This is a genomic window from Mesorhizobium sp. W067 (assembly GCF_054719525.1).
Window position 1 is genome coordinate 3122476 of the sequence record NZ_JBTTII010000001.1, and the last position, 24098, is coordinate 3146573.

General features: G+C 64.0%; 23 protein-coding genes and 1 tRNA gene. 7 read left to right on the forward strand and 17 right to left on the reverse strand.

The annotated features are described in order from the left end of the window. The first annotated feature begins 152 nt into the window (after nt 1-152). On the forward strand, nt 153-1163 hold the full coding sequence (gcvA, locus tag ACYG97_RS15190) for a transcriptional regulator GcvA (protein WP_352757612.1): 1011 nt from the start codon (nt 153-155) through the stop codon (nt 1161-1163). 6 nt (nt 1164-1169) lie between these two features. Here the strand turns inward: gcvA and ACYG97_RS15195 are convergent, their stop codons facing one another. The 9 genes from ACYG97_RS15195 to ACYG97_RS15235 form a co-directional block, all read right to left on the reverse strand. After that, the gene (locus ACYG97_RS15195; protein WP_023733278.1) at nt 1170-2030 is read right to left on the reverse strand and encodes an NADPH-dependent oxidoreductase; all 861 of its coding nucleotides are present in this window, start codon (nt 2028-2030) and stop codon (nt 1170-1172) included. A gap of 51 nt (nt 2031-2081) precedes the next feature. Further along, nucleotides 2082-3176 carry an LLM class flavin-dependent oxidoreductase gene (locus tag ACYG97_RS15200; protein WP_023727407.1) on the reverse strand — a complete coding sequence of 365 codons (1095 nt, stop codon included), beginning with the start codon at nt 3174-3176 and terminating at the stop codon, nt 2082-2084. Nucleotides 3177-3250: 74 nt separating this feature from the next. Further along, nucleotides 3251-4606, reverse strand: a complete 1356-nt coding sequence (locus tag ACYG97_RS15205; RefSeq protein ID WP_023733279.1) for an LLM class flavin-dependent oxidoreductase — start codon at nt 4604-4606, stop codon at nt 3251-3253. Continuing rightward, nucleotides 4603-5784 (reverse strand): acyl-CoA dehydrogenase family protein, encoded by a 1182-nt coding sequence (locus tag ACYG97_RS15210; protein WP_023733280.1) that lies wholly within the window; start codon nt 5782-5784, stop codon nt 4603-4605. The genes ACYG97_RS15205 and ACYG97_RS15210 overlap by 4 nt, the downstream gene beginning before the upstream one ends. Nucleotides 5785-5788: 4 nt before the next feature. Continuing rightward, nucleotides 5789-6130, reverse strand: a complete 342-nt coding sequence (locus tag ACYG97_RS15215; protein ID WP_023733281.1) for a DUF3088 domain-containing protein — start codon at nt 6128-6130, stop codon at nt 5789-5791. Between the two features lie 10 nt (nt 6131-6140). After that, entirely contained in the window at nt 6141-7496 is a 1356-nt protein-coding gene (locus tag ACYG97_RS15220) for an LLM class flavin-dependent oxidoreductase (RefSeq protein WP_023733282.1), read from the reverse strand. Between the two features lie 13 nt (nt 7497-7509). After that, the gene (locus ACYG97_RS15225) at nt 7510-8685 is read right to left on the reverse strand and encodes an acyl-CoA dehydrogenase family protein (protein WP_023733283.1); all 1176 of its coding nucleotides are present in this window, start codon (nt 8683-8685) and stop codon (nt 7510-7512) included. A 24-nt stretch (nt 8686-8709) separates the two neighbouring features. Further along, nucleotides 8710-10149, reverse strand: a complete 1440-nt coding sequence (locus ACYG97_RS15230; RefSeq protein ID WP_023733284.1) for an NAD(P)-binding domain-containing protein — start codon at nt 10147-10149, stop codon at nt 8710-8712. Between the two features lie 835 nt (nt 10150-10984). Continuing rightward, nucleotides 10985-11060 (reverse strand) — tRNA-Ile (locus ACYG97_RS15235). 134 nt (nt 11061-11194) lie between these two features. Here ACYG97_RS15235 and ACYG97_RS15240 point away from each other — a divergent pair. Further along, a complete protein-coding gene (locus ACYG97_RS15240; RefSeq protein WP_023733285.1) occupies nt 11195-11905 on the forward strand; it encodes an SIMPL domain-containing protein in 711 nt (236 codons plus the stop codon). Nucleotides 11906-12164: 259 nt separating this feature from the next. On the opposite strand, the gene ACYG97_RS15245 is transcribed toward ACYG97_RS15240, so the two are convergent. Both ACYG97_RS15245 and ACYG97_RS15250 read right to left on the reverse strand, forming a co-directional pair. Further along, complete coding sequence (locus ACYG97_RS15245; protein WP_023672466.1) at nt 12165-12509, reverse strand: hypothetical protein; 345 nt, start codon at nt 12507-12509, stop codon at nt 12165-12167. Between the two features lie 220 nt (nt 12510-12729). Beyond that, nucleotides 12730-13176, reverse strand: coding sequence for a YcgN family cysteine cluster protein (locus ACYG97_RS15250; RefSeq protein WP_023672465.1), 447 nt, complete (start codon nt 13174-13176; stop codon nt 12730-12732). Between the two features lie 202 nt (nt 13177-13378). Here ACYG97_RS15250 and ACYG97_RS15255 point away from each other — a divergent pair, with 202 nt between their 5' ends. Next, complete coding sequence (locus tag ACYG97_RS15255; RefSeq protein ID WP_023733286.1) at nt 13379-15574, forward strand: OmpA family protein; 2196 nt, start codon at nt 13379-13381, stop codon at nt 15572-15574. A gap of 324 nt (nt 15575-15898) precedes the next feature. Beyond that, complete coding sequence (locus tag ACYG97_RS15260; protein ID WP_023733287.1) at nt 15899-16414, forward strand: TIGR00645 family protein; 516 nt, start codon at nt 15899-15901, stop codon at nt 16412-16414. Between the two features lie 132 nt (nt 16415-16546). Here the strand turns inward: ACYG97_RS15260 and ACYG97_RS15265 are convergent, their stop codons facing one another. From ACYG97_RS15265 to ACYG97_RS15275, 3 genes are all read right to left on the reverse strand, one after another. Continuing rightward, nucleotides 16547-17413 (reverse strand): SDR family oxidoreductase, encoded by an 867-nt coding sequence (locus ACYG97_RS15265; protein ID WP_023733288.1) that lies wholly within the window; start codon nt 17411-17413, stop codon nt 16547-16549. Nucleotides 17414-17532: 119 nt separating this feature from the next. Further along, nucleotides 17533-18255 (reverse strand): helix-turn-helix transcriptional regulator, encoded by a 723-nt coding sequence (locus tag ACYG97_RS15270; RefSeq protein ID WP_156937171.1) that lies wholly within the window; start codon nt 18253-18255, stop codon nt 17533-17535. Nucleotides 18256-18263: 8 nt separating this feature from the next. After that, nucleotides 18264-19136: a S1C family serine protease gene (locus ACYG97_RS15275; RefSeq protein ID WP_023713891.1), complete on the reverse strand. Its 873-nt coding sequence runs from the start codon at nt 19134-19136 to the stop codon at nt 18264-18266. A 169-nt stretch (nt 19137-19305) separates the two neighbouring features. Here ACYG97_RS15275 and ACYG97_RS15280 point away from each other — a divergent pair, with 169 nt between their 5' ends. Next, complete coding sequence (locus ACYG97_RS15280) at nt 19306-20256, forward strand: S1C family serine protease (protein WP_023713892.1); 951 nt, start codon at nt 19306-19308, stop codon at nt 20254-20256. Between the two features lie 13 nt (nt 20257-20269). On the opposite strand, the gene ACYG97_RS15285 is transcribed toward ACYG97_RS15280, so the two are convergent. Further along, a complete protein-coding gene (locus tag ACYG97_RS15285; protein ID WP_023733289.1) occupies nt 20270-21172 on the reverse strand; it encodes an arginase family protein in 903 nt (300 codons plus the stop codon). Nucleotides 21173-21266: 94 nt separating this feature from the next. Next, entirely contained in the window at nt 21267-21692 is a 426-nt protein-coding gene (locus tag ACYG97_RS15290) for a VOC family protein (RefSeq protein WP_023672457.1), read from the reverse strand. 66 nt (nt 21693-21758) lie between these two features. Here ACYG97_RS15290 and ACYG97_RS15295 point away from each other — a divergent pair, with 66 nt between their 5' ends. Then, the gene (locus ACYG97_RS15295) at nt 21759-22385 is read left to right on the forward strand and encodes a TetR/AcrR family transcriptional regulator (protein ID WP_023672456.1); all 627 of its coding nucleotides are present in this window, start codon (nt 21759-21761) and stop codon (nt 22383-22385) included. On the opposite strand, the gene ACYG97_RS15300 is transcribed toward ACYG97_RS15295, so the two are convergent. Then, the gene (locus tag ACYG97_RS15300; protein ID WP_023683802.1) at nt 22318-23274 is read right to left on the reverse strand and encodes a LysR family transcriptional regulator; all 957 of its coding nucleotides are present in this window, start codon (nt 23272-23274) and stop codon (nt 22318-22320) included. The genes ACYG97_RS15295 and ACYG97_RS15300 overlap by 68 nt on opposite strands. A 109-nt stretch (nt 23275-23383) precedes the next feature. Between ACYG97_RS15300 and ACYG97_RS15305 the strand changes: the two genes are divergently transcribed. After that, complete coding sequence (locus ACYG97_RS15305) at nt 23384-24019, forward strand: FMN-dependent NADH-azoreductase (RefSeq protein ID WP_023672454.1); 636 nt, start codon at nt 23384-23386, stop codon at nt 24017-24019. The last annotated feature ends 79 nt before the right edge of the window (nt 24020-24098 follow it).

The following is a 24098-nucleotide window of genomic DNA, read 5'->3' on the forward strand; positions in this document are numbered from 1 at the left end:
CCGTCTTATTTCTACAAGAATAGTAGACATTGCGATTTTTTAGATTTCCGTTCCCGCTGGCGCGACGCTGCGGCAAACGAAATTTTCCGCCGCGCGCTTTGGCGCAAAGCCCGCCCTCGTCGCGCCGGGTCCGAACGTGTTGAATGCGCCTCATGGTTGATCTCATTCGCGCCAAACCGAGGAAGCTACGACCGACGCTGGCGAGACTTCCGCCGCTGACCTCGCTTCGCGCCTTTGTCGCAACCGCCCGCCATCTGAGCTTTACGCGAGCGGCGGAAGAACTCCATGTCACGCCCGCCGCCATCGGCCAGCAGATCCGCCTGCTGGAGGATCACCTGGGGCAACCGCTGTTCCAGCGCAACCGGGGCGAGCTTTTGCTGACCTCGGCCGGTCAGGCGCTGATGCCCGGGCTCACCGAGGCTTTCGACGTCGTTGTCGAATCGGTCGCGCGTATTTCCGGCGACGAGGAGGATGCGCCGATCAAGGTGTCGGTCGCGCCCTCCTTCGCCAGCAAATGGCTGATCCCGCGCCTCGACGCGCTGCGTGAGGCGGTGCCCGGACTCGAAGTACTGGTCGATGCATCGACAAGGCTTGCCGACTTTGCCAGCGAAGATATCGACTGTGTCATCCGCTACGGCTCGGGCGCCTATAGCGGCCTCATCACGGAACGGCTGTTCTCGGAAGCGGTGCTGCCTGTCTGCAGCCCCGAATTTGCCCGCACGCACGGCCTCTTCCGTGGACCGGAAGGGCTGCGTAACGCGCCGATCCTGCATGAGGACGGGCCGGAGCGCGATCCAAGTTGCCCCGACTGGAAGGGCTGGCTGCGATCCAACAGCCTGTCCGGCCGCCTTGTCGACGGCGGCATACGGCTTAGCCAGTCCTCGCTGGTGCTCGACGCCGCGGTTGCCGGCAAGGGCATCGGTCTCGGCAAATTCCGACTGGCCGAGCCCGACCTTGCCGCAGGGCGGCTGGTCAGCCCTTTCGGCTCGCCGCAGCCGGTCGAGTTTTCCTATTACTTCGCGACGACGCCACACAAGGCGAAGCTCGCGACCGTCGAGCGCTTCCATGGCTGGCTGAAGGCTGAGGCGCGAAGGGTTGGCGCACTCGACTTCACACCGCCGGCAGCACTGCCGGCGCGCATCGCCATCGTTGCTGCCGAATAGCCTTGGCTATTTAAGCTTGAAGCCCAGCGCCTTGAGCGCATCACCCAGGCGTTCACGGCCTTTCAGCGCCGCAGTGCTGCCGATGCGGTTCGACATCAGTTCGGTCCAGTCGACAACGGGCATCGACTGCTCTTGCTGAAAGGTGCGAAGCGTCAGGTTGTACGCTGCGAGATCGTCCTGATCGACGCCTGACTGATAGCGCTCGCGATGCAGCACAACACGCTGCGGCAGTCTGGGCTTGATGTCGGTCGCAGCCAGGAGATCGGGATAGCCAACGGTCAGGCCGAACACCGCCACGGTTTCCGGCGGCAGGCCGAGCTCTTGCGCCACGGCCTCAGGATGATTGCGGATGGCGCCGATGTAGCAGGAGCCGAGCCCGAGCGCATCGATTGCCACCACTGCATTCTGCGCGGCAAGTGCTGCGTCGATCACGGCCAGCAGAAAACTCTCCTGATAATCGAGCCCCTCGCCCGCCCGGCTGTTTGCCTCGGCAATGGCGCGCAGCCGTGACAGGTCGGCCAGCCAAACCAGCAGCAACGGCGCGTGCTCGATATGGCGATTGACCGCCGCCAGTCCGGCAAGCCGCGCCTTGCGCGCCGGATCCTCGACGGCGATGACGCTCCACGCCTGCAGATTGGACGAGGTCGGCGCCGACTGGGCGGCAGCGATGATCAGTTCGAGCGTCCCTTCGGGCAGAGGCCTGGCGAGATAGTTGCGGACCGAGCGATGTGAAAGGATCGCCTTGAGGGCTTCGTTCCAGTTTGCAGTCTTCGCCTCTTGCGGCGCCCGGTAACGCCGCCTTAGTGCTGCTTCACCGCGCAGGTCGGCGTCGGAAGGGCGGATGCTGAAAGCGGCCGGCTGTGGCATTGTCGTCCCTCTTTGGCGATCTGGCTCGTTCGGTGTTCTGACAACCCCACGTCATTCAACAAACGCGGCTTGGACCCTATTGCGCAATAGCGGGAGCAACTGGTCGCCTTGCCGCTTGATCTCGGAAAGATACGGCGTGTCCGAGAGCACGAAATGCGTGATGCCCAGATCCCGGTACTTGCCGAGCGAACTGGCCACGTCGGCGGCCGAGCCGACCAGCCAGGTGGTGCCGGCGCCGCCGCCGCCATATTTGCCCGGCGCAGTGTAGAGATTGTCGTCCAGCACCTCGCCGCGCGTGTGCAGATCGAGCAGACGCTGCTGGCCTACCGCTACCGCCCGACCATGATCATTCCAGCCGGCGCCCTGGCCCTTTGCCATTTCGGCGACCTTCGCCTCGGCGTCCGCCCAGGCCTGCCCGGTGGTGTCGCGGACCAGCGTGGTGACCCGCAACCCGAATTGTAGAGGTGGGAGGTCCCGGTCAAGTTCCCGGCTCAAGGCCTTGAGCCGCTCGATCCGCTCCCGGACGCCATCGAGCGGCTCGCCCCAGAACAGCTGGACATCGGCCTCGCTGGCCGAGACGCGCTCGGCCGCCTCCGACGCGCCGCCGAAATAGAGCCTGGGATGGCGACGGTTTCCACGGACAGGGATGCGGGGCATGACGGTAGACCCGGTGACCTTGAAGTGCTCGCCGGCAAAGGTGACGTTCTCTTCGGTCCAAAGTCTGCGAACCAGCCGCATGAACTCTCTGGTGCGGGCATAGCGATGGTTCTGCTCGCCTTCGCTGTCGCCATAGGCAGCGAGGTTGTCCTTGCCCGACACTATGTTGATACGCACGCGACCGCGGGTCAGCTGGTCGAGCGTGGCGACCGCGGATGCGAAGTGCGCTGGCCGCCAGTAACCCGGGCGGATCGCGATGAGCGGCTCGAAGGAGGTGGTCCGCGCGGCGAGCGCGGCGGCGACGGTAAACGTGTCGGGCCGGCCCCAGCCGGTACCGATCAGCGCGCCCTTCCAGCCGTGTTCCTCAAGCGCCTTTGCGTGGCTGGTCAGCGTCTCCAGGCTGTTGTGGTCCTCGACGGCCGGCTCGCCGCGGTGACCGGGATCGACCTGGTTCGGGATGTACCAGAGAAATTCGGGATCAGCGCTCATTGTCGGGCCTGTATTTTTGTCGGGCGTGGAGGTCAATGGCGGTACCTTCCGCGCCGTTATCGTTTGATGATCGTTCAATGGGTGGCCCCGAGCAACCCTGACGCCTTGTGCGGCTGCGGCGCGAAACGGCTTTCAGGCCTGATAAGGCCGAGATGGTCGCGCAGCGTGCGCCCTTCATAGTCGCTGCGAAACAGGCCGCGCCGGCGCAGGATCGGCACGACCGTATCGACAAAGACTTCCAGCCCGGTCGGCAGCACGTCAGGCATCAGGTTGAAGCCATCGGCGGCGCCGGCGACAAACCATCTTTCGATATCGTCGGCGATCTGCTCCGGCGTGCCGACAACGGTGCGGTGGCCGGTACTGCCGTTGAGCGCCCGGATCAGTTGGCGAACGGTGAAATCGTTGTTGCGGGCAAGTGCCAGCGTGGCCTTGAAGAAGGTGTGGCCGCCGTTGGGCGGCAGCGGGATGACGTCAGGCAGCTTCTCGTCGAGCCTCAGCCGCTCGCGGTCGATGCCGAGCACGCCCGACAGCCGCGTCAGGCTGTAGTCGAGCGGGATGCGGTCCCACAGTTCTTCCTGCCGCCGCTCCGCTTCCGCCTCGGTGCTGCCGATGATGGTGGCCAGACCGGCGAGGTTGAGCGGCACGCCGCCGCTTCTGCCATAGGCGACAGCCCGGGCCTTCAGCTCCTTTGCGTAGGCGAGCGCCTCCTCGAACGATTGCGACGCGGAAAACACCGCTTCGGCGTGGCGCGCGGCGAGCTCCTTGCCGTCATCGGAACCGCCGGCCTGGATGACCACCGGATGCCCTTGCGGCGAGCGCGGCACATTGTGCGGCCCATGCACCGAAAAATGCGCGCCCTCGTGCTCGATGGCGTGAACCTTGGCGGCATCGACGAAGCGCCCACTGGCGACGTCGCCGATGAAGGCATCGTCCTCCCAGCTGTCCCACAGCGCCTTGACGATTTCGGTGAATTCGGCGGCCCGCTCGTAGCGCCGGCCATGATCTATCGCGCCGGTCAGGCCGAAATTGCTGGCCGAGGCGGGATCGGCCGTGGTCACGATGTTCCAGCCGATGCGCCCGCCGCTGACATGGTCGAGCGTCGCGAAACGACGGGCGATGTTGTAGGGCTCGTTGAAGCTGGTCGATGCCGTCGCAATCAGGCCGATGCGCTCGGTCGCGGCGGCTATCGTCGCCAGCACGATGGTCGGTTCCAGCGATGTAATCGGCCGATAGTCGATGCGATCCGAAATTGCCGCCTGATCGGCAAGGAATATAGCGTCGAGCTTGGCGCGCTCGGCGATCTTCGCCACCTGCACATAGTGGTCGACGGTGAAGGCGGCATAGGGGTCGACCCCATCCATCCGCCATGCCGCCGGCGAGAAGCCGGCGTGCAGGATGTTGACATTGAGGTGGAGCTGCCGGTCGCTCATCGAAAGACGCCGGGCTCGGGATAGGCGCCGGTCAGATACCAGGTGCCGACGGTGCGGGCCTTGTATTCGGCGGGGTTGTGCAAGGTGTGGATGCGCGCATTGCGCCAGAAACGGTCGAAGCCGTATTTGCGCACCGCCGAGCGCGCGCCCATCACCTCGAAGATCTCGGTGGTGACTTCGAGCGCGACATTGCCGGCCAGCACGTTGGCCGCGGCAACTGCAACCGCCGCTTCCCCGCGCTCTTGCTCGGTCAATGCCTTGCCGCGCGCGATCGCATGATCGATTGCCGCCGCAGCGCGATCAGCCAGCACTGTTGCCGCGCGCGTTTTGACCAAAAGCTCGCCATACTGCCGCTTGATCCATGGATCGTCGATGTGGCGCTCGACGCCGGAATACATCCACGGTCGCGAGCTGTTGAGCGTGTAGTCGCGTGCCGCTAGCAGTGCGCCCTGGGCGGTGCCGATGAAGACATTGAGCAGCACGCTTTGCTGCTGCAGCGGGCCGATGGTGCGGATCGGCAGCGACGCGTCCACCCAGCCGCGCACCAGTTCGTTGTCATGGACCCTAACATCCTTGTAGGCGACCTTGCCACTGCCGGTCTGCGTCTGGCCGATGCCATCCCAGTCGTCGAGAATGGTGATGCCCTCACGATCCGCGGGGATGGCCGCGAACTTCCGCTCGCCGCTGACCTCGTCTTCCCAGGAGGTCGAAAGATAGTCGGCGACATGCGAGCCGGAGGCGAAGGGCTTGAAGCCGCTGACGATCGTCCACTCGCCATCCTTGCGGCCGAACAGCGTCTTGGAAAAGCTGTTGCCGGTGTTGCCCCAGAACCAGTCGCCCGCAGCCGAACGCCGCAGCAGATCGGCTGAGCGCGGTTCGTCCGAATTGAGCCTTGCGGCGATCAGCGCGCTGAAATGGTAGCCGTAGATGTGGCCGATCGAGCCGTCGACCTTGGCGAACTCGCGGCCGATCTTCAGCGCCGTCGAATAGGGTTCGCCGGCGCCGCCGAATTCCTTGGGAATGACGATACTGAGCAGGCCGCTCTCCTTGAGCAGGCGGATCTGTTCGACGGGCCTGCCGCCAAGCTGATCGCGCTCGACCGCGTCGCGGGCAAAGATGTCGCGCAGCTCGACCGCCTTGGCGATCCATGGATTGGAGGTATCGGGATCGAAGCTCATCAGGTCACTCATGCAGATGCGGGAAGCCGTGGCGCTCGGCAAGCAGCGCAAGAATGCGCCTTGTGTCGTCGGCAAAGACCTTGCCCTTGGCGGTCGGTAGGTCGGCTGGCGGATCACTGCCGACGACCAGCACCGGCAGCGACTGGTGGCGTTCGCCGAGCGTATCGATCACCTTACCCCTCGGCCTTGCGAACGGCACGCGCTCGACGTCCAGCCTGGCAGCAAGATCGGGAAAGGCTGCGAGCAGCCCTTCGACCTTGTTGGAATAGGGGCAGACGAAGGTCTGGCCCGGATGCTTTGGGTCGGCGAAACCCGGCTGGATGAGAAAGAGCGTGTCGCGCGCCATCGGCTCATTCCTATTCCGCCGCCGCCGCGGCATGCCGCGAAAAACGGTTTGCCGGCCGCTTCAGGCCGAGATTGTCGCGCAAGGTGCTGCCCTCATACTCCCGACGGAACAGGCCACGGTGGCGCAGTTCCGGCACCACCAACTCGATGAAATCCTTCAAGCCGCCGGGCATGATCGGTGCCATGATGTTGAAGCCGTCGGCGCCGTAATTCTCAAAGCGCTCTTCCATCGTGTCGGCGATCTGTTGTGGCGTGCCGACCACCTGCCAGTGGCCGCGAGCGCCGGCGATGCGCAAATAGAGCTGCCGGATCGTCAGCTTCTCGCGCCGCGCCAGATCGATGACCAGCGCCTGCCGGCTCTTGCCGGCATTGGTCTCCGGCAGTTCCGGCACCGGCCCGTCGAGCGGATAGGCGGTGAGATCGAAGCCGCCGGCCAGCGCCGAGACCAGACCGAGGCCCACTTCCGGCTGGATGAGATCCTGCAGCTGTTCGAACTTTTCCTGCGCCTCGGCTTCGCTGCGGCCGACGACCGGAAAGATGCCTGGCAGGATTTTCAGATCATCCTCTGAACGGCCGTACTTACCGAGCCTGCCCTTGACGTCGGCATAGAAGGCGGTGGCTTCATCGAGCGTGATCTGCGCGGCGAAAATCGCTTCCGCGGTGCGCGCCGCCAGCTCCTTACCGGGGCCGGACGCGCCCGCCTGGACGACGACCGGATGGCCTTGCGGCGTGCGCGGCGTGTTCAGCGGACCGCGCACCTCGAAGTGCTGGCCCTTGTGGTTCAGCACATGCAGCTTCTCCTTGTCGAAATAGCGCCCGCTCACTTTGTCGCGCGAGAAGGCATCATCCTCCCAGCTGTCCCACAGCCCAAGCACGACATCGGCGAATTCCTCGGCGCGATCGTAGCGGTCTCCGTGCTGGATATGCGTATCGTGGCCGAAATTGAATGCCGCATCCGGATCGGACGAGGTGACGAGGTTCCAGCCGGCGCGCCCGCCGCTCAGATGGTCGAGCGACGCGAACTGGCGGGCCAGATTGTAGGGATCGGAATAGCTGGTCGAAGCCGTGGCGATCAGGCCGATGTTGGTGGTCACCGCCGACAGCGCCGACAGCAGCGTAATGGGCTCGAACGGATAGACGCCGCTATGCGCCTTGCGGCTGGCAGCCTCGAGATTGCTCAGCCGCGCCGCGACGCCATCGGCAAAGAAGATCGCATCGAATTTGGCCGCTTCCGCGAGCCTGGCCAGTTCGACATAGTCGCCGAGGCTGTTCCCCTCGGCCGCCTGTGGATGGCGCCATGCCGCCACATGGTGGCCGGTGAAGAGAAGAAACGCTCCAAGCTTGAGCTTGTCCTTGCGCCTGGCCATTTTCCGCGCCTCCTCAGCGATACAACCCGCCGACCGGGAATTCCCCGGTCAGCAACCAGGTGCCGATGGTGCGCTTCTTGTATTCGGCCGGGTTGTGCAGCGTGTGCGTGCGCACATTGCGCCAGAACCTGTCGTAGCCATTGGCCTTGGTGGCCGAGCGGGCGCCCATCACCTCGAAAACCTCGCTCGATGCGTCGAGACCGATTTGCCCGGCATAGACATTGGCGGTGGCAAGGTCGATCGCCGTCTGTCCGCGCTGCTCCAGGGTCAAGGCCTCGCCCTTGCCATAGGCGGCATCGAGGCTGCGCGCCGCCACATCGGCGAGTTCGGCGGCAGCCAACGTGCGGATATAGAGATCGCCATATTTGCGCTGAACGAACGGATCGTCGGTGTGGTTCTCATAGCCGGAATAGACCCAGGGTCGCGATTGCGAGACCGTATAGTCGCGGCCTTCGCTCAGCGCTCCTTGCGCGCTGCCGACGAAGAGGTTGAGCAGGACCGCCTGCTGGAAGAGTGAAATCAGCGTCTGGAACGGCGTCAGCGGCACGGCGGGCGAGCCGATCAGTTCGTCATCACCGATATGCACATCCTTGAACGTGACTTTACCGGAACCCGTCTGCCGCTGGCCGACGCCATCCCAGTCATCCTCGATGACGATACCTTCACGATCGGCCGGGATCGCAGCTGCCAGGCGGTCCTGGCGGTCTTCCCATGCCACCTGGATATAGTCGGCGATGTGCGAGCCGGAAGAGAACGGCCGGAAGCCGTTCAGGATCCAGCCCGAGCCGTTGCGCCTGGCCGTAGAGGTCTTCGACATCGCGTTGCCGGAATTGCCCCAGACCCAGTTCTCGCGGGCCGAGCGTGTCAGCAGTTGGTCCTTCTGCGCGTCCGTACCGCGAAACAACACGCCGTTGAGCGGCAGATGATGGTAGCCGTAGAGATGGGCTAGCGAACCATCCGTGCGGGCAAATTCGCGCACGACGCGCAGCACCGACAGCCAGGGCGCGCCCTTGCCGCCATAGTTTTTGGGAATCTGCGCCGACGGCAGTCCACTTTCCTTGAGCAGGCGGATCTGCTCGACCGGTCGTCCACCGGCCTTGTCGCGCGCCACCGCATCGCGATCGAAGATGGTGCGCAGCTCGACCGCCGTGGCGACGAACGGGTCGGAAAGGTCAGGGCTGAAGGTCATCGGCGTTTGTACATGGAAATGCGTCTATTCCGCCGCAATGGTCTGTGCCGGCCGCCAGACGGCAGAGGCGTAGGCCTCCTCCCCGAACTCGGCCGGATGGCTGCCGGTTATGCGGCTCTCATGGCTGTCGAGATCGGCAAGGAAGAGATCGCGGCTGATGCGGGCGACGACAGCCGGCACGTCGCGCCTGATCGAGGGAACATCGCCGATCGGCAGGCCGAAACTGACGAAGCCGCCTGGATTGAAGACGTGGATGTTCCTCAGGAACGGCGCCTCCCCCAGCGCTTTCTCGGGGAATTCATGGCCGAGGCCGAGATAGGGATGGGCGCCGAAAAATTCATCCAGTTCGCCTTCCGCCGGCGCGTATTGGTCACGCCACAGCCGGATCGAGGCGGCGAAATTGCTAAATTCCGGCTTGCGCGTCGGGTCGGCGAAATAGCCGGTGCCGGCGATGACGAAGTCGAAAGCGAACGTCTCGGCGCCGATGTCGGTGACGACCTTGCCGCCGTCGATATCCGCATTCGTCCAGGGGGCACCGAGATGCAGGTGGAAATTCTTGTGCCGCACTACCCGCTCCACGGCATCGGGCGGTGGCGTCGAACCGGCCTCGCGGAAGCGCAGTGCCTGGCGCCAGCGCACCGGATCGGGCAAGCGCGGATAGTTGTCATAGGCGCCGGGATAACCCCGCACGCGGTTGATCGGCACGCTGGCGATACTGGTGCGCCGCGCGAACAGGCGCACCGATTGCGCGCCGGCCTCAAGGGCTGTCCCCGCCGCATCGAATGCCGAAGCCGCCGACCCGACGACAGCGACCGCTTTGCCCTTGAGCGAGGCAAAATCGATTGCCGCAGAACTGTGTGCGACAAAGCCCTGGGGCAGAGCAGCGAGCACCGCCGGTATCATTGGACCGCCGCTGCCGCCAAAGCCATTGGCCAGAATGATCTTCCGCGCCGTTTCGATCAATGGCGTGCCGCCGGCATCGAGGTGGAGGCGAAGATACCCGTCAGCCGGCTCGATGCGAAGGAGACGCGTGCCGTAGCGAATGCCAATGCCGAGAAAGTCGCGATACCATTTCAGGTAATTCGCCCAATCCGTCCGCGCGATGCGGTCGAAGCCGGCATAGGCTTCGGCACCATGGCGCGCTTCGTACCAGGACTGAAAGCTCAGGCCCGGCAGGCCGAGTTCCGGTCCCGGCAGGCCCTTTGGTGTTCGCAGCCGGTTCATCCGCGCATGCGTGAGCCAGATGCCGGCCTTGCCCTCATCCGGCGCCGCATCGATGACCGTGACCTTGCCGATGCCGGCCCGCCTCAACGCGAAGGCGAAGGTCGCGCCCGTCTGCCCGCCGCCAACGACAAAGACATTGTGGTCGATGCCCTCCCGATCCGGCACCCAATTTTGCGGATCGGGACCGATCAGTCGAAGTGTTTCGCGGGCGTCGTGATCTGGATCGGACGGTAAGGCCATTTCGGTCCTGGCTGAAGTTCAAGCGTTACACCAAACTCCGCCCCGGTCGGCAAACAGTCCAGAAATGTCTGCTTTGATTGCCCGGTAGTTTTTTTCACTTGCATCCAACGGCACAATCGGAGCGTCACCGGGCTGCTGCCGGATATTCGGCACCACCTGCAATCCGTGATGACAAGCGAACAATTGGCGCGCAGGACTGACACAATCTGAACGCTAGGTTGCCCGCGTCGGATTCCGCTGCAATTCTTGCCCGTTGAAAGGAGTACGCTGCGTTTCCGACACTCACCCAAGTAGGGGTCGAGTCCACGTGTGGAAAAACGCGTCATGCACCCGAAAGGAGACCTCGAAGACTTCGATTGGTGGCGGCTCTCACCACGCCTTGAGCCTGCACCGGCGTCAAGTACACGGCGCCGTCGCGGTCGCGATTGAGATCTATCTCAAAGCACGACCGATGGAAAACGATGCGGTTGGGGACATTAACGATTACCATTCTCCTGGTTGCCTCAGCCTTTACCTGTCCGGGCTGGGGAAGAGAATTCTGTCGGAATTGGCTGCCAGATCCGCACAGATCAACCGAACTGGCAAGCGCATTTTGAGACTGCGGCCGAGTTCAGAACCCGCCTAATTGCACGTCGTTGCCGCCGGATTGCCGCACGCATCGTTGCAGGGTATTTCGAACCAGGGGGCTTGAGCTAGGTGTGACAGTGCCATCAACGAGACGGAGAAAATTGACGAACGGGCCCCAAAACCATTTTGCCCAGAAGCCATAGATTTACGCGATAACGCTCAATTCAAACTCAAATAATTAGGCGTAAGATATTGATACATAATGAACTGGTGGGCCCGGAGGGACTCGAACCCCCAACCAAGCGGTTATGAGCCGCCGGCTCTAACCATTGAGCTACAGGCCCCACGCGCGCTGGATTAGTGTTTTTCCTTGCGCGGCACAAGGCTTTCCGGACGGGCTGGCCGAGATCGCCCAAATCAGCCCATATTCGCGCCCTAGTCGACAGGCGCGACTGGATCGCACACCGAGGAGATTTTCATGACCAGACATATTTTGCCGCTCGCACTTGCCGCCGCGATCGCTTTTCCGGCGATGGCAAGCGCTGCCGATTCGCTGCCCCCGCCCCGCATCATCGTGTCGGGTGAAGGCCAGTCGACCGTGGCGCCTGACCTGGCGCTGCTGACGCTCAGCGTCATGCGCGAGGCCAAGACCGCACGCGCGGCACTCGACGCCAACAACGACGCCATGGCCGCCGTGATCGCGGCAATGAAGTCGGCAGGGATCAAGGACCGCGACCTGCAGACCGCCGGCATCCAGATCAACCCACGTTACACCTACACCAACAAGCCCGACGGCAGCCAGGAAGCCGAGCTTGTCGCCTACCAGGTGACCAACACACTCTCGGTGCGCATCCGCGACATCGACAAAACAGGTGAGATTCTCGACAAGGCTGTGTCGCTCGGCGTCAACCAGGGCGGCGGCATTTCGTTCTCCAACGAGGATCCGAAAGCTGCCGTCACCGAAGCCCGCAAGAAGGCGGTCGCCGATGCCATGGCCAAGGCCAAGACGCTGGCTGAAGCCGCCGGCGTCAGCATTGGCCGGGTGCTGGAAATCACCGACCAGAACGTTGCGCCGGCGCCGATGCCGATCAATGCCAAGGCCTTCGATGCGGCAGGCGCCGCGGTTCCCGTGCAGGCCGGCGAGAATGCCTACGCCGTGCAGGTAACAGTGACATTCGAGCTTAAGTAGCAGGCCGCGGGGCCGGGCGCGGTTCTGCTGAACCCGTCGGCCGGAACCGCAGATTTCCGACATGAAAAACCCCGGAGGGCTGGCCTCCGGGGTTTTTTCGAGCCGCACCTTTCCGCGGAGGGAAAGGGGCTCCTGGCTAACCCTAGAAGGGTCATGCCGCTACTCCAGGCTGATCCTCGCAGACGAACATGCCTCCGGATCGACCTTCGCAGAAGGTCGTATCCCAGACTGATCTTCGCAGAAGATCAGTCTGGTTCTCTTAGCGATAGATAACCGGGCAGCCGCGCTCATTGGCGAACACGACCACTACGCGATCGCCATACTGGCGGCCGGCGACCTTCACCACGCGGCGATTGACATCGACGATGCGGACGCGGTGCAGGCCCATGCGCTCGGCCTTGTCGAGGGCGCGGTCCGGCGAGCAGCGGCGCCAATTGCGGTCACGGCGAAAGCCGTCCTCATCGTCGCCGGTGTAGACGCCGACGCGGCGGTCATGGTTGTTGCCGAAGCCGAGATAGATCGAGTCCGCCTGAGCGGGCACTGCGGCAAGGGTGCCGAGAGCTACGAGACCCGAAAGGGCTGCCGTCTTGAATGAGTTGAACATTGTCTTCTCTCCTTGTTGAGGGCTTGCGCCCGTCTTGGTCGAACCGATGGGGGGAGAATGCTCCTTGCAATCTGAACTCTTCGCGAACCGGCCGTTCATTTTCGGTTAATCTGCCCGACAGGTTGAAAGCAACCGCCCCTTCCACCGCTGCAAACGATCCTGACCGTCAAAAACGTCCAATGGCGCAGAACGCCCTATGGCAGCGTCCGTTCCAGAATGCTCAGGGCTCGTCATCGAGCATATAGTCGAAATAATCGTCCGGCTCGGCCAGATCGGTCTCACTGGCGCGGACGCGGCCGCGCATGGAGATGCCGGCATCATGAACGGTCTCGGCACTTCCCGACACCAGCCTGTGCCACCAATAGAGGTCGTGCCCCTCGGCAACCAGCCGGTAGGCACAGGTTTTCGGCAGCCACGTGATGGTGCGCACATTCTGCGGCGTCAGCCCGACACAGTCCGGCACGCGCGCCAGCCGGTTGGCATAGTCCGAACAGCGGCAGCTTTGTCCATCGAACAGCCGGCAGCCGACTGATGTCCAGTAGATCTCGCCGGTATCCTCGTCCTCGAGTTTAGACAGGCAGCATTTTCCGCAGCCGTCGCACAGCGATTCCCACTCGGTGGGCGTCATCGCTTCCAGCGTCTTGGTCTTCCAGAACGGCGTTTCCATTATGGGTCGAGATGTGGCCTCCGCATGCGGCAAGGTCAAGCTGTTGTGTGACTTCAAGTTCCGGCCGCACCATAGGAAAAACATGAAGTTGCCTTCAAAACGCCGGTCAATCGTCCTTGGGTGCGGGTAATGCCTGCAAACCGGAACCAATCCGGTCAAGGACAGTTTGGGCAGGGATGGGACCCCACAAGGAGAATTTAAGATGAAACGCCAACCACGGGTACTGGCAGGTACGGCACTTGGCCTGCTTATGGCATCCGCGCCGTTGGGCGCATCCCCGTTGCAGGGCAACGCCGTTTTCGGCCCCTTGCAGCACACGGCCGCGCCACTGATCCTGGTCCAGGACGACCCTGCTGCAGATGGTCAGCAGACCGACCAGGAACTGCCGCGCAAAAAGAAACGCCAGCAGGCCGAACAGGCAGCGCCGGCCGCCGAGCAGCCTGCACCGGCTGCAGAGCAACCCGCCCCTGCCGCCGAGGAACAACAGCCGCGCAGGAAGAAGCGGGATCAGCAGCAGACCGAGCAGGCCCCGGCCGAACAGGCCGCACCTGCCGCCGAGGAACAGCAGCCGCGCAAAAAGAAGCGCAATCAACAGCAGCAGATCGAGGCGGCGCCTACGGATGAGGGCGGCGCCCAGGCAGCGCCGGCGACCGATGAGCAGCCGCTCAAGCCACGCAAGAAGAAGCGTGACCAGCAGCAGATCGAGGCAGCACCGGCTGAACAACCGGCCGAACAGGTAGCTCCGGCAAATGAAGAACAGCCGCTAAAGCCGCGTAAGAAGAAGCGCGACCAACAGCAGATCGAAGCGGCGCCCGCTGAACAGCCGGCCCAGCAGCCTGCCGAGCAGGCAGCGCCCACCGAACAGGTGGCGCCGGCAAACGACAACAAGTCGGGCAAGAAAAAGCGCAAGCAGGATCAGCAGATTGAGGCCGCGCCTGCCGACAAAGCGCCAGACGTCAAAGTTGCGCCTGCCGGAGAGCCCGCGCCGCAGGCCGAGCCGATTCAGCCCCCGGCCGATCAGCAAGCGGCTCCCGCCGAAGGTGAACAGCCGAAGGATCAGGCGAAAAAGCACGGCAAAAAAACTGTCGGCGAACAGCCGGTGACGGGCGAACAGCAGCCTGCGACCGGTGAACAACAGCCTGCGGAGCAACCGGCCAATGCCGAGCAGCCCGCGCAAGGTGAGACGCCGGCGCAGGGCGAAGCCACGGCCAACCCCGACGAAGCACCCATTCTGGACAGCCAGAAGGATGCCAGGCGCAAGCACCGCAAGGACCAGGGCGGCAACAGCCAGAATGGCGACGGCCAAAATGGGAACGGCCAGAATGCTGGCGGCCAGACGGGCGAGCAGCCCGCGCAGGGCGGCACCGAAGCGCAAGCCCCAAAGCCGGCTCCGGTCGACCAGGGACCGCCGCCCACCGACGACAAGTCGGCTCAGCAGGCAATTCAGCCAGAAAAGATCGCCCCGGTGACGGAGGAAAAAGGCAAACGCGTCGAGCGTGCACCCGATGAGAACATCCGCGACCGCCGGCGTCCGAAAGGCGTCGACGTCGTCCGGGAACTCGGCGACCGCGTCATCCTGCAGTTCAACAACCAGACGATCGTGCAAAGCAATGACGCCCCGCGCATGCACCGCGGCGCCAGGAATGTTTACTACGAGGATCTGTCGGGCAACCGCACCCGCGAAATCGTCGAGCGCGACAATGGCATCCAGATCGTCACCATCCGCAACCGCAATGGCGACGTCATCAGGCGATCGCGCATCACGCCGGATGGGCACGAATATGTGCTGAGCTATGTCGACGAGCGCAGCTATGACGACGACAATGACTGGCGCGATCCCGGTGACGACCTGCCGCCGATGCGGCTCACCATCCCGCGCCGCGAGTACATCCTCGATTCGGAAGATGTCGAAAGCCCGGACGATTATTACGAGTTCCTCGAACAACCGCCGGTGGAGAAGGTCCAGCGCCTCTATTCCATCGACGAAGTGAAGCGTTCGGCGCGCGTGCGCGACATTGCCCGTCGCGTCGACCTCGACACGCTGAACTTCGAGTTCGGCTCGGCGTCGATATCCGACACCGAAGTGCAGAAACTGGAAGGCGTCGCCACGGCCATGGAGAAACTGTTGAAGAAGAACCCGGCCGAAACCTTCCTGATCGAAGGCCACACCGATGCGGTTGGCACGCCGGAGGCAAACCTTGCTCTGTCCGACCGGCGCGCTGAGTCTGTCGCCGAAGCGCTGACCAATGCCTTCGGCATCCCGCCGGAAAACCTGACCACTCAGGGCTATGGCGAGGAATACCTCAAGGTCAACACCACGGCGCCCAACCGCGAGAACCGCCGCGTCGGCATCCGTCGCATCACCTCGCTGGTGGCACCGGTGGCGAGTAACAATTGATCTGCTTTCCAATGGCTTGAGCAGCTTTCTGGAATCAGATCGACAACAAGGACCCATCCCGGCAGACCGGGATGGGTCGAGCTGCGGACAGCAATCCCGGTTCAACAAGAATTGTACTGGTATTAGAACCGGCTCATTGAATAGAGCGGCCGCCCTCCCCAGATTCAAGCCTGGGCGTTCCCTGCCCCGTCCCGACTCCAGCGGGATGCATTGAACCCCGCCGGCCCTCCCGGCGGGGTTTTTTTGCGTCGCAATTTGCCTTGCAAACCGCGGCAAGCTGATCGAAATACCCCAGTCGACATCAAAGCTGACCGGAACCGCTGCATGAAACGTCTCGAACTAGCCATCGAATCGATCATCCTCGCCTCACGCTGGCTGCTGGTGGTTTTCTATATCGGGCTGGCCCTGGCGCTCGCCGTCTATGCGCTGTCCTTCGGCAAAAAACTCTACGAGTTCGTCATGGTCGCCTTCACACTCGACGACACCGACACCATCCTGAAGATGCTCGGCCTTATCGACGCCGCACTTGTCGCCTCGCTGGTGGTGATGGTGATCATCTCCGGCTACGAGAATTTCGTCAGCCGTTTCGACGACCAGGATGGCGGCGTACACTGGCTGGGTACCATCGATGTCGGCTCGCTGAAGGTCAAGGTCGCCTCGACCATCGTCGCTATTTCCTCGATCCACCTGCTGCAGGTGTTCCTGAATTCGTCTTCCTATACGATCGACCAGCTGATGTGGCTGACCATCATCCATCTCGCCTTCGTCGTCTCGGCGCTGATGCTGGCCTATATCGACCGGCTGATGGGACTGAGCAAAGGCAAGAAGGGCGAGGCGTGATGAGCCCCTTTCTCCCCGTTCATGGGGAGGTGAGGCTGGTCCGCACAGCGGGCGAAAGGCAACTGCTTGGTTTTTCGAACGACCAACGCCGGCAGGTGGATGAGGGGCAGCGCCGGCGGCCCGTGATTTCCGTCAATAGACGCTTTTGACGTTCGTCGGCGAATTGGCAAATACCGCGTCCGGCACGAAAAAGTCGCCGGCCAGCGGCCCGGTCGCGCCCGGCGCATAGACCGCGAAATCGGTCACGCCCTCGGCGCGCAGCACCTCTTCATCGATGTAGAAATTGCCCGATGTCTCGCGCGATGGCCGCAGGAAGATGGCGTGTGCGGCATCGGCCATGATGTCGGGTAAGCGGCTCATCGCCGCCACCGTCGCGCCGCCGAGCAGATTGCGCACCGCAGCCGTGTCGATGGTCGAGATCGGCCACAGCGAATTTACCGCGATGCCGTCCTTGGCAAACTCGGCGCTCATCCCCAGCGTGCACATCGACATGCCGAACTTGGCCATGGTGTAGGCGACGTGGTTCTTGAACCATTTGGCCTTCATATCGAGCGGCGGTGCCAGATTCAGAATATGAGGATTCTCAGCCAACTTCAGGTGGGGAACGCACATTTTCGACACCAGGAAAGTGCCGCGCGTGTTGATCTGGTGCATCAGATCGTAGCGCTTCATGTCGGTCTCCAGCGTGCCGGTGAGCTGGATGGCGCTGGCATTGTTGACGCAGATATCGATGCCGCCGAACTTTTCGACGGTCTTGGCAACCGCCTCGGCCACCTGCGCCTCCTCGCGGATGTCGCACAAAACAGGCAGCGCCTTGCCGCCGGCCTGCTCGATCTCCTCAGCTGCCGAGTAGATCGTGCCCGGCAGCTTCGGATGCGGCTCGGCGGTCTTGGCCGCGATCGTCACATTGGCGCCGTCGCGCGCCGCCCGCAACGCTATCGCCAGCCCGATGCCGCGCGACCCGCCGGAGATGAACAGCGTCTTTCCCTTGAGCGACATGTCTTGGCACCTCCCTTGCTACATCACTGACGCGAACCATTGCGCGGCGGCAATGCACTGCGCAAGGCCTCGGCAGCCTGCAACGGGTTACGCAACGTAGGCTCAAACGGATAAGGGGGTTAGACCAGCACCAGGCCCTGCCGCATCGCGATCGCGATGGCATCCGTGCGGTTCGCAGCACCCAGCTTGATCAGGATCGCGGCGACGTGGAACTTTGCCGTGTGCACGGAGATGTTCAGCCGCCGCGCGATCACCTTGTTGGGCGCGCCTTCGGCCAGCAGCGCCAGCACTTCGGCCTCGCGCGGCGACAGCGCCGGACGGGCGGTAGCGCCATCGTCCAACGGCTCCTCGCCGAACAGCCCGCTATGGCTTCCGCCGTTGGCGGCGCCATCGAAATCGTCGTGGCGAGCGGGCGTCGAACGCCCATCCCTGGACACCCGGTAGCCGGCCGCCGCCAGTCTGACGGCAGCCGCGATCAGATTCGCATCCGACGCCAAAGGCAGCACGGCAAGCACCCGGTTTTCCGGCCGGCCAGCGCTCGCGGATAGCAGCACCCGTGGGATTGCGCTGTTGCCACCATCGGCTCGATCGAGCCAGGCCGCACTGTTCGCAACAGCGTCATCGAAGACAGCGACGTCGGCAATCCCGCTGCCGGCTACGACCGGAAGCAGATCGTCCGCCATGGCAAGCGAAGCTGACAGGCGCTCGGCACGCGCGGCATCGTGCAGCGCGATCAGCACCACGAGCTGGCGTCCGCCGCCCGCCACCTCCGGCCGACCCACCTCCGGCCCACCCACCTCCGGCCCACCCGCCTCCGGCCTTGTCAGCGTGTCGCTTTCCATCGGCCCTCTCAGCTCAGCGGTTTTTCACCGACGGTCAGCGCGACGTCGCGCTGCTCGCCGCCGCGCACCACGCCGAGCGTCACCGCAGCGCCCGCGCTATCCGGCCCAAGCTTTCGGATCAGTTCGCGCGGGCCGTGCACGGCCTCGCCATTCCACGCCACGATGATGTCGCCCAGCGCAAGGCCGGCGGCTTTGGCCGGACCGTTGTCGTCGAGGCTCATGACCATGGCGCCGCGCGCCGCGCCGTCACGGATCGGGTGCAGGCCGGCGCCGAGATAGCCGCGCGCGACATGGCCCTTTTCACGCAGCGTCGCCACGGCCCGCTCGATCGTCTCATAAGGCATGACCAGCGCACGACCACGTGGCCCAAACAGCAGCATGCCGATCAGCGCGCCCTTGGCGTCAAGCACCGGCCCGCCCTCGAAACGGCCGCCGGCATTGACGGCGAGATTGATGCGCCGATCGATGGTGCCGCCGCGCATCGAGCGCCAGGCGGGGCCGACCTCGCCGACCGAGCCCGAGACAGCCAGCGCCGAGCCCGGACTGCTGCCGACAGCGATGGCGACGTTGCCCGGCCGCACCCCATCCGCCTTGGCGAGCGCAGACGCCGCGGCCGCGCCGGCCGGCTTCAGAAGCGCTACGCCGGTCGACGGATCGCGACCGACCAGTTCGGCCTTCACCGCTTCGCCCGAAGCCAATGTCAATTCGATCTCCTCACCGGCCTCGACAGCTTCCTCGGCGGTGACGAAATAGCCGTCACGCCAGTGGAAGGCGCTGGCGGTGCGATGGTGATGGGTGGTGAAACTTGCCGTTGCGGGCGCAGCCTTGGCGGCGAGATCGGCGATGGCGTCGGAAAATGCATTAAGGTTGAAGTCACTCATGATGATCTCCTGGGTTTTCTCATGCCCCAGATATCGCTCGGCAGTGCGCCCGGAGGTACTCGTCTGACGGCTAGTTACTGATGTGACTGGCCATCTGGTCAGGTCGCGGCAGTTCGAGCCGCTCCGCACATATAGTCATCATCGCGCCTGAAAACACGGAGCCCCGCCAATGGCCCTCGCCGCCCACAAATTCGAAACCGACGACACACTGCTCGACGCCTATTCGACGACAGTCGCCGACGCCGTCGACCGCATCGGCCCGGCCGTCTGCCGCATCGAGCGCGTCGGTGGCCAAGGTGGCCATGGCTCCGGCTTCGTCATCGCGCCGGACGGGCTGGTCGTTACCAATTTCCATGTCGTTGGCGATGCCAAAACGGTGCGCGTCTCTATGCCCGACGGCGCCTCCAGCGAAGGCAGCGTGCTAGGCCGCGACCCTGACACTGACATCGCGCTGGTGCGCGCCGATGGCAGCTTCACCGAAGTCGCGCCGCTCGGCGATTCCAAGCGGCTGCGGCGCGGCCAGATCGCCATTGCCATCGGCAATCCGCTCGGCTTCGAATGGACCGTAACGTCAGGCGTGGTCTCCGCACTTGGCCGTTCGATGCGCGCCTCGACCGGGCGGCTGATCGACGATGTCATCCAGACCGATGCCGCGCTCAATCCCGGCAATTCCGGCGGACCGCTGGTATCGTCGGCAGGCGAGGTCATCGGCGTCAACACCGCCATGATCCACGGCGCGCAAGGCATCGCCTTCGCGGTCGCTTCCAACACCGCCAACTTCGTCATTTCGGAGATCATCCGCTTCGGCCGCGTGCGGCGCGCCTTCATCGGCATCTCGGCCGACACCACCAGTTTGCCGCGCCGCGCAGCGCTCCTGTCGCAGGTGACCACCAGTACTGCGGTGCGGCTGCGCAGCGTCGAGAAAGACGGACCCGCGGCGAAGGCCGGCCTCAGGGAAGGCGACATCATCGCGGCGATAGACGGTCGCCCGGTCACCGGCGTCGACGACCTCGTGCGCATGCTCGACGCCGAACGCATCGGCCGCGAGACGCTGTGCACAGTGGTGCGCCGCACCGGCGTCAGCCAGGTGACGGTGACGCCGGTAGCAAGGGCGAGCTGAGCCTTTATCGAGGCTAGAGCACCCGCCCGAGCAGCGACACCAGCAGTCGCGCAAGGTCACCAGTCGGGTCGAGGTCGGGATCGTAGATCGTCATGTCCAAGCCGGTGCAGCGCTGGTCCGCTGCCAGCGCCGACAGAATGGCAACGAGTTCATCGGGGTCGATGCCGGGGCTGCCGGGCGAATCCACCGCCGGCATCACCGTCTGGTCGAGCACATCGACGTCGAGATGCAGCCAGTAGGGACAGCCGGCGCGCGCCAGCGTCGCTCTTGTCTTTTGCAACACTCCAGCCGCGCCGAGTTCCTGCGCGGCAAAGACGTCGATGCGCGTCACGGCGGTCGCATTGATGTCGGGCCAGGCAAAATCGGCATCGCGGCTCTCGCGTTCGCCGATCTGAACCACCGCCTCGTCGGCGACGAGCGGACCGACAACACCTGGCCATTGCGCCAGCAAAGCCTCGCCGCGTCCGGTGGCAAGTGCCAGATCCATGCCGGCAACCGAGCCGAGTGAGGCATTGACATCGTAGTTGCCGGGATGGCGGAAATCGCTGTGGCCATCGACATGGACCAGGGCGACCGCGCCCGAGCGCCGCGCGGCGACCAGTGCGCCAAGCAGGATCGAGCAGTCGCCGCCGATGATCAGCGGGAACTCGCCTTGCCCAAGCGCACGGGTGACGATCTCGGCAAGATCGAGGTTGAAGCGGCGGATCGCCGGACCATTACGCAGCCTAGTGCCCGGTTGCGGTTCGGTACTGTAGGCGGGTCTGTCGAGATCGACCACCCGCCCCGGCGCCAGCGACTCGATCAAACCAGCTTCGCTCAGCGCCTGCGGCGCACGCCAGGTGCCGGGCACATGGCCCGGCTCCAAGGGCCGAAGGCCGAGATTGGATGGCGCACGAACAAGGCAGATGTCACGCATGCGGCAGGCCCAGCTTCAACATCACCAACATAGACCGCATGGTGCGGGTCCGGCCACAGCGGCCGGAGCCGCTGCCGACATTTGCTGCCATTGTTCAGGCGCCCGCCGCGCCCGCCGCGAATTGCGCCTGAAATTCCGGGCTGAGCGGGATCGGCTTGATGACGTCGATCAGCACGCCATTGGGATCCCTGGTGATGAAATGGCGCTGGCCGAAGGGTTCGTCGCGCAGCGGGCACAGGATCGGTAGGCCGGCCGCAACGATCCGTTCATAGACAGCATCAGGATCCCTCACCTCGAAATTGATCAGCAGCCCCGATGTGCGGCCGCGCCCCCCCTCGGGGATCGTCTCGTGGTCGCCCTGGACGATACCGAGATTGACCCGGCGATCCTCGGCAGACTGCAGATGCACATACCAGTTGCTCGCAAACAGCGGCTTGAAGCGGAAGTGATTGATATAGAAGGCTTTTGTGCCGGCTACGTCGCCCGTCATCAGCACCGGATAATAGCTCGTCGTCTTCATCTTTCTTTCTCCCGTTAGCCAACATACAGTTTGCATGTAATTCGAAATAACATACAGGCTGCATGTATGCAACGAGAAACCCCGCGCCGCTCCAACCGCGACCGCACCGAAGCGACGCGCGCCGACCTGATCGCTGCGGCGCGCAAACTGTTCATCGAAAAGTCCTATGCCGAGACCGGCACGCCGGAGATCGTTGCGGCCGCCGGCGTCACCCGCGGCGCGCTCTATCACCACTTTGCCGACAAGCAGGCGCTGTTTGCCGCCGTGGTCGAGCAGGAGGCGGCGGCGGTGGCGCAAGAGATCGAGCGCGCCTCGCCGCCTTCTTTGTTTGCCCGCAATGCGCTGATTGCCGGCTCGGACGCCTATCTCGCCGCCATGCGCGCGCCCGGCCGCACGCGGCTTTTGCTGCTCGACGGGCCGGCCGTGCTTGGCCGCGCCGCCATGGATGCGATCGACAATCGCCACGGCAACCGGTCGCTGCGCGAAGGCCTGGTTGCGGCAATGCGCGAACAGTCGATGACCAGACTGCCGGCCGATGCGCTGACCGCTTTGCTCGCCGCTGCCTTCGACCGCGCAGCACTTGCCGTCGAGGCCGGCGCCTCGGCCGAAGACTATCGCGCCGTGCTCATGGCTCTGATCGATGGGCTGTCTCCGGCTCATCCTCAGGCAGGTCGTCCGGGTCGAACTCGTTGAAGCAGCCGAGCTGGCGTTTGAACTGGTCGATCAGCCAGGCCGCCGCCGGTTTCGGGCTGCGGTCGGCGCGGTGCATGGCATAGAGCGATGAGCGCACCTCGCTAAAGGGTTCAAGGTCGAGTTCGACCAGCCTGCCGCTGGCCAAATCGTCCGCGATCAGCCAGCGCGGCAACCCGCCCCAGCCCAGCCCCTCGCGCATCAACGTATGCTTGATACGCACATCTGTCAGCCGCCATGTACGATAGGCAAAGACGCCGAAGTCGCGTCCCTTGGTGCGTTCCGACTGGTCGCTGACAACCAGCTGGGTGTGCTCTCGCGCATCCTCGAGCGCCACCGGTTTCGGCAGCAGTGCCAGAGGGTGGGTGGGGGCGGCAGCCAGCACGATCGACATGAAGCCGATGCGCACGAGATGCACGTCGACCTCGCCCAGCAAGCCACCGATGCCAAGATCCGACTGTCCGCTGACGACATGGTCGGGGATCAGACCGAGCGTGCCGATATGCAGTCGCATCATCACGGTCGGGAACTGCGCCTCGAACGCCTTCAGCACCCGCACCAGCACCGGCGAGGGCAGCGCCGCGTCAACCGATAGCGCAACTTCAGCCTCCAGCCCCTGATGGTGACCGTCGGCACGCGAACGGATGCGCTGCAGCACGCCGACCATGCGCCGGGCGTCCTCCAGCATCGCCCGGCCGATTTCGGTCAGCTGCGGCTCGCGCGTGCCCTCGCGCTCGAACAGTTTCAGGCCAAGCTGCGCTTCAAGATTGGCGATGCCGTAGCTGATGACGGACTGCGCGCGGTTAAGCTTGCGGCCGGCGGCTGAGAAGCTGCCGGTGTCGGCGACCGCAACCAGGATCTGCAATTGGTCGAGCGTCGGATTGGGCTGCACGGCATACCTACTTTATGGATGGATCGTATAGAAAATATACCAGTATTTTGAATGGGTCGGTAGGCCCATATCAGGCGGGAGAAATCAATTCCCACTGGAGAGAACCGCTATGTCTATCCTGCTTGTAACCTCGAGCCCGCGCGGCGCTGCCTCGCACTCGACCCGTATCGCTACCGAATTCGCTGAAAAGCTCGTCGCCGCCGACCCGTCGAATACGCTCGTCGTACGCGACCTCGTGGCCAACCCGCTGCCGCATATCGACACCGATTATGCGACCGGCATCTACACCCCCGTTGAAGCCCGCACGCCGCGCCAGGCCGAAGTCGTCGGCGTCTCCGACATCGTGCTTGACGAACTGTTCGCAGCCGACACCGTGATCCTGGCCACCGGCTTCATCAACTTCAACATCTCCTCGACCCTGAAGTCCTGGGTCGATCACATCTCCCGCTCCGGCAAGAGCTTCTCTTATGGCGAGGGTGGTCCCAAGGGCCTCGTCACCGGCAAGAAGGTCTATATCGTACTCGCCTCGGGCGGCATCTATTCCGAAGGTGCGGCCGTGCAGTTCGATCACGCCATCCCCTATCTGCGCGGCGTGCTCGGCTTTCTCGGCATGACCGATGTCGACGTCATCCGCATCGAAGGCGTCGGCATGGGCCCTGATGCCGTCACCGCCGCGCTCGCCAATGCGACGGCCAAGGTCGATGCCGTGGTGGCCAAGACCGCGAGCGCGCAAATCGCCGCGTAAGCACACCCCGTCATTCGCATTGAAAAGGCAGGCGCTTCGGCGCCTGCCTTTTTCCTTGTCAGGCGGCGCGATAGGTTGC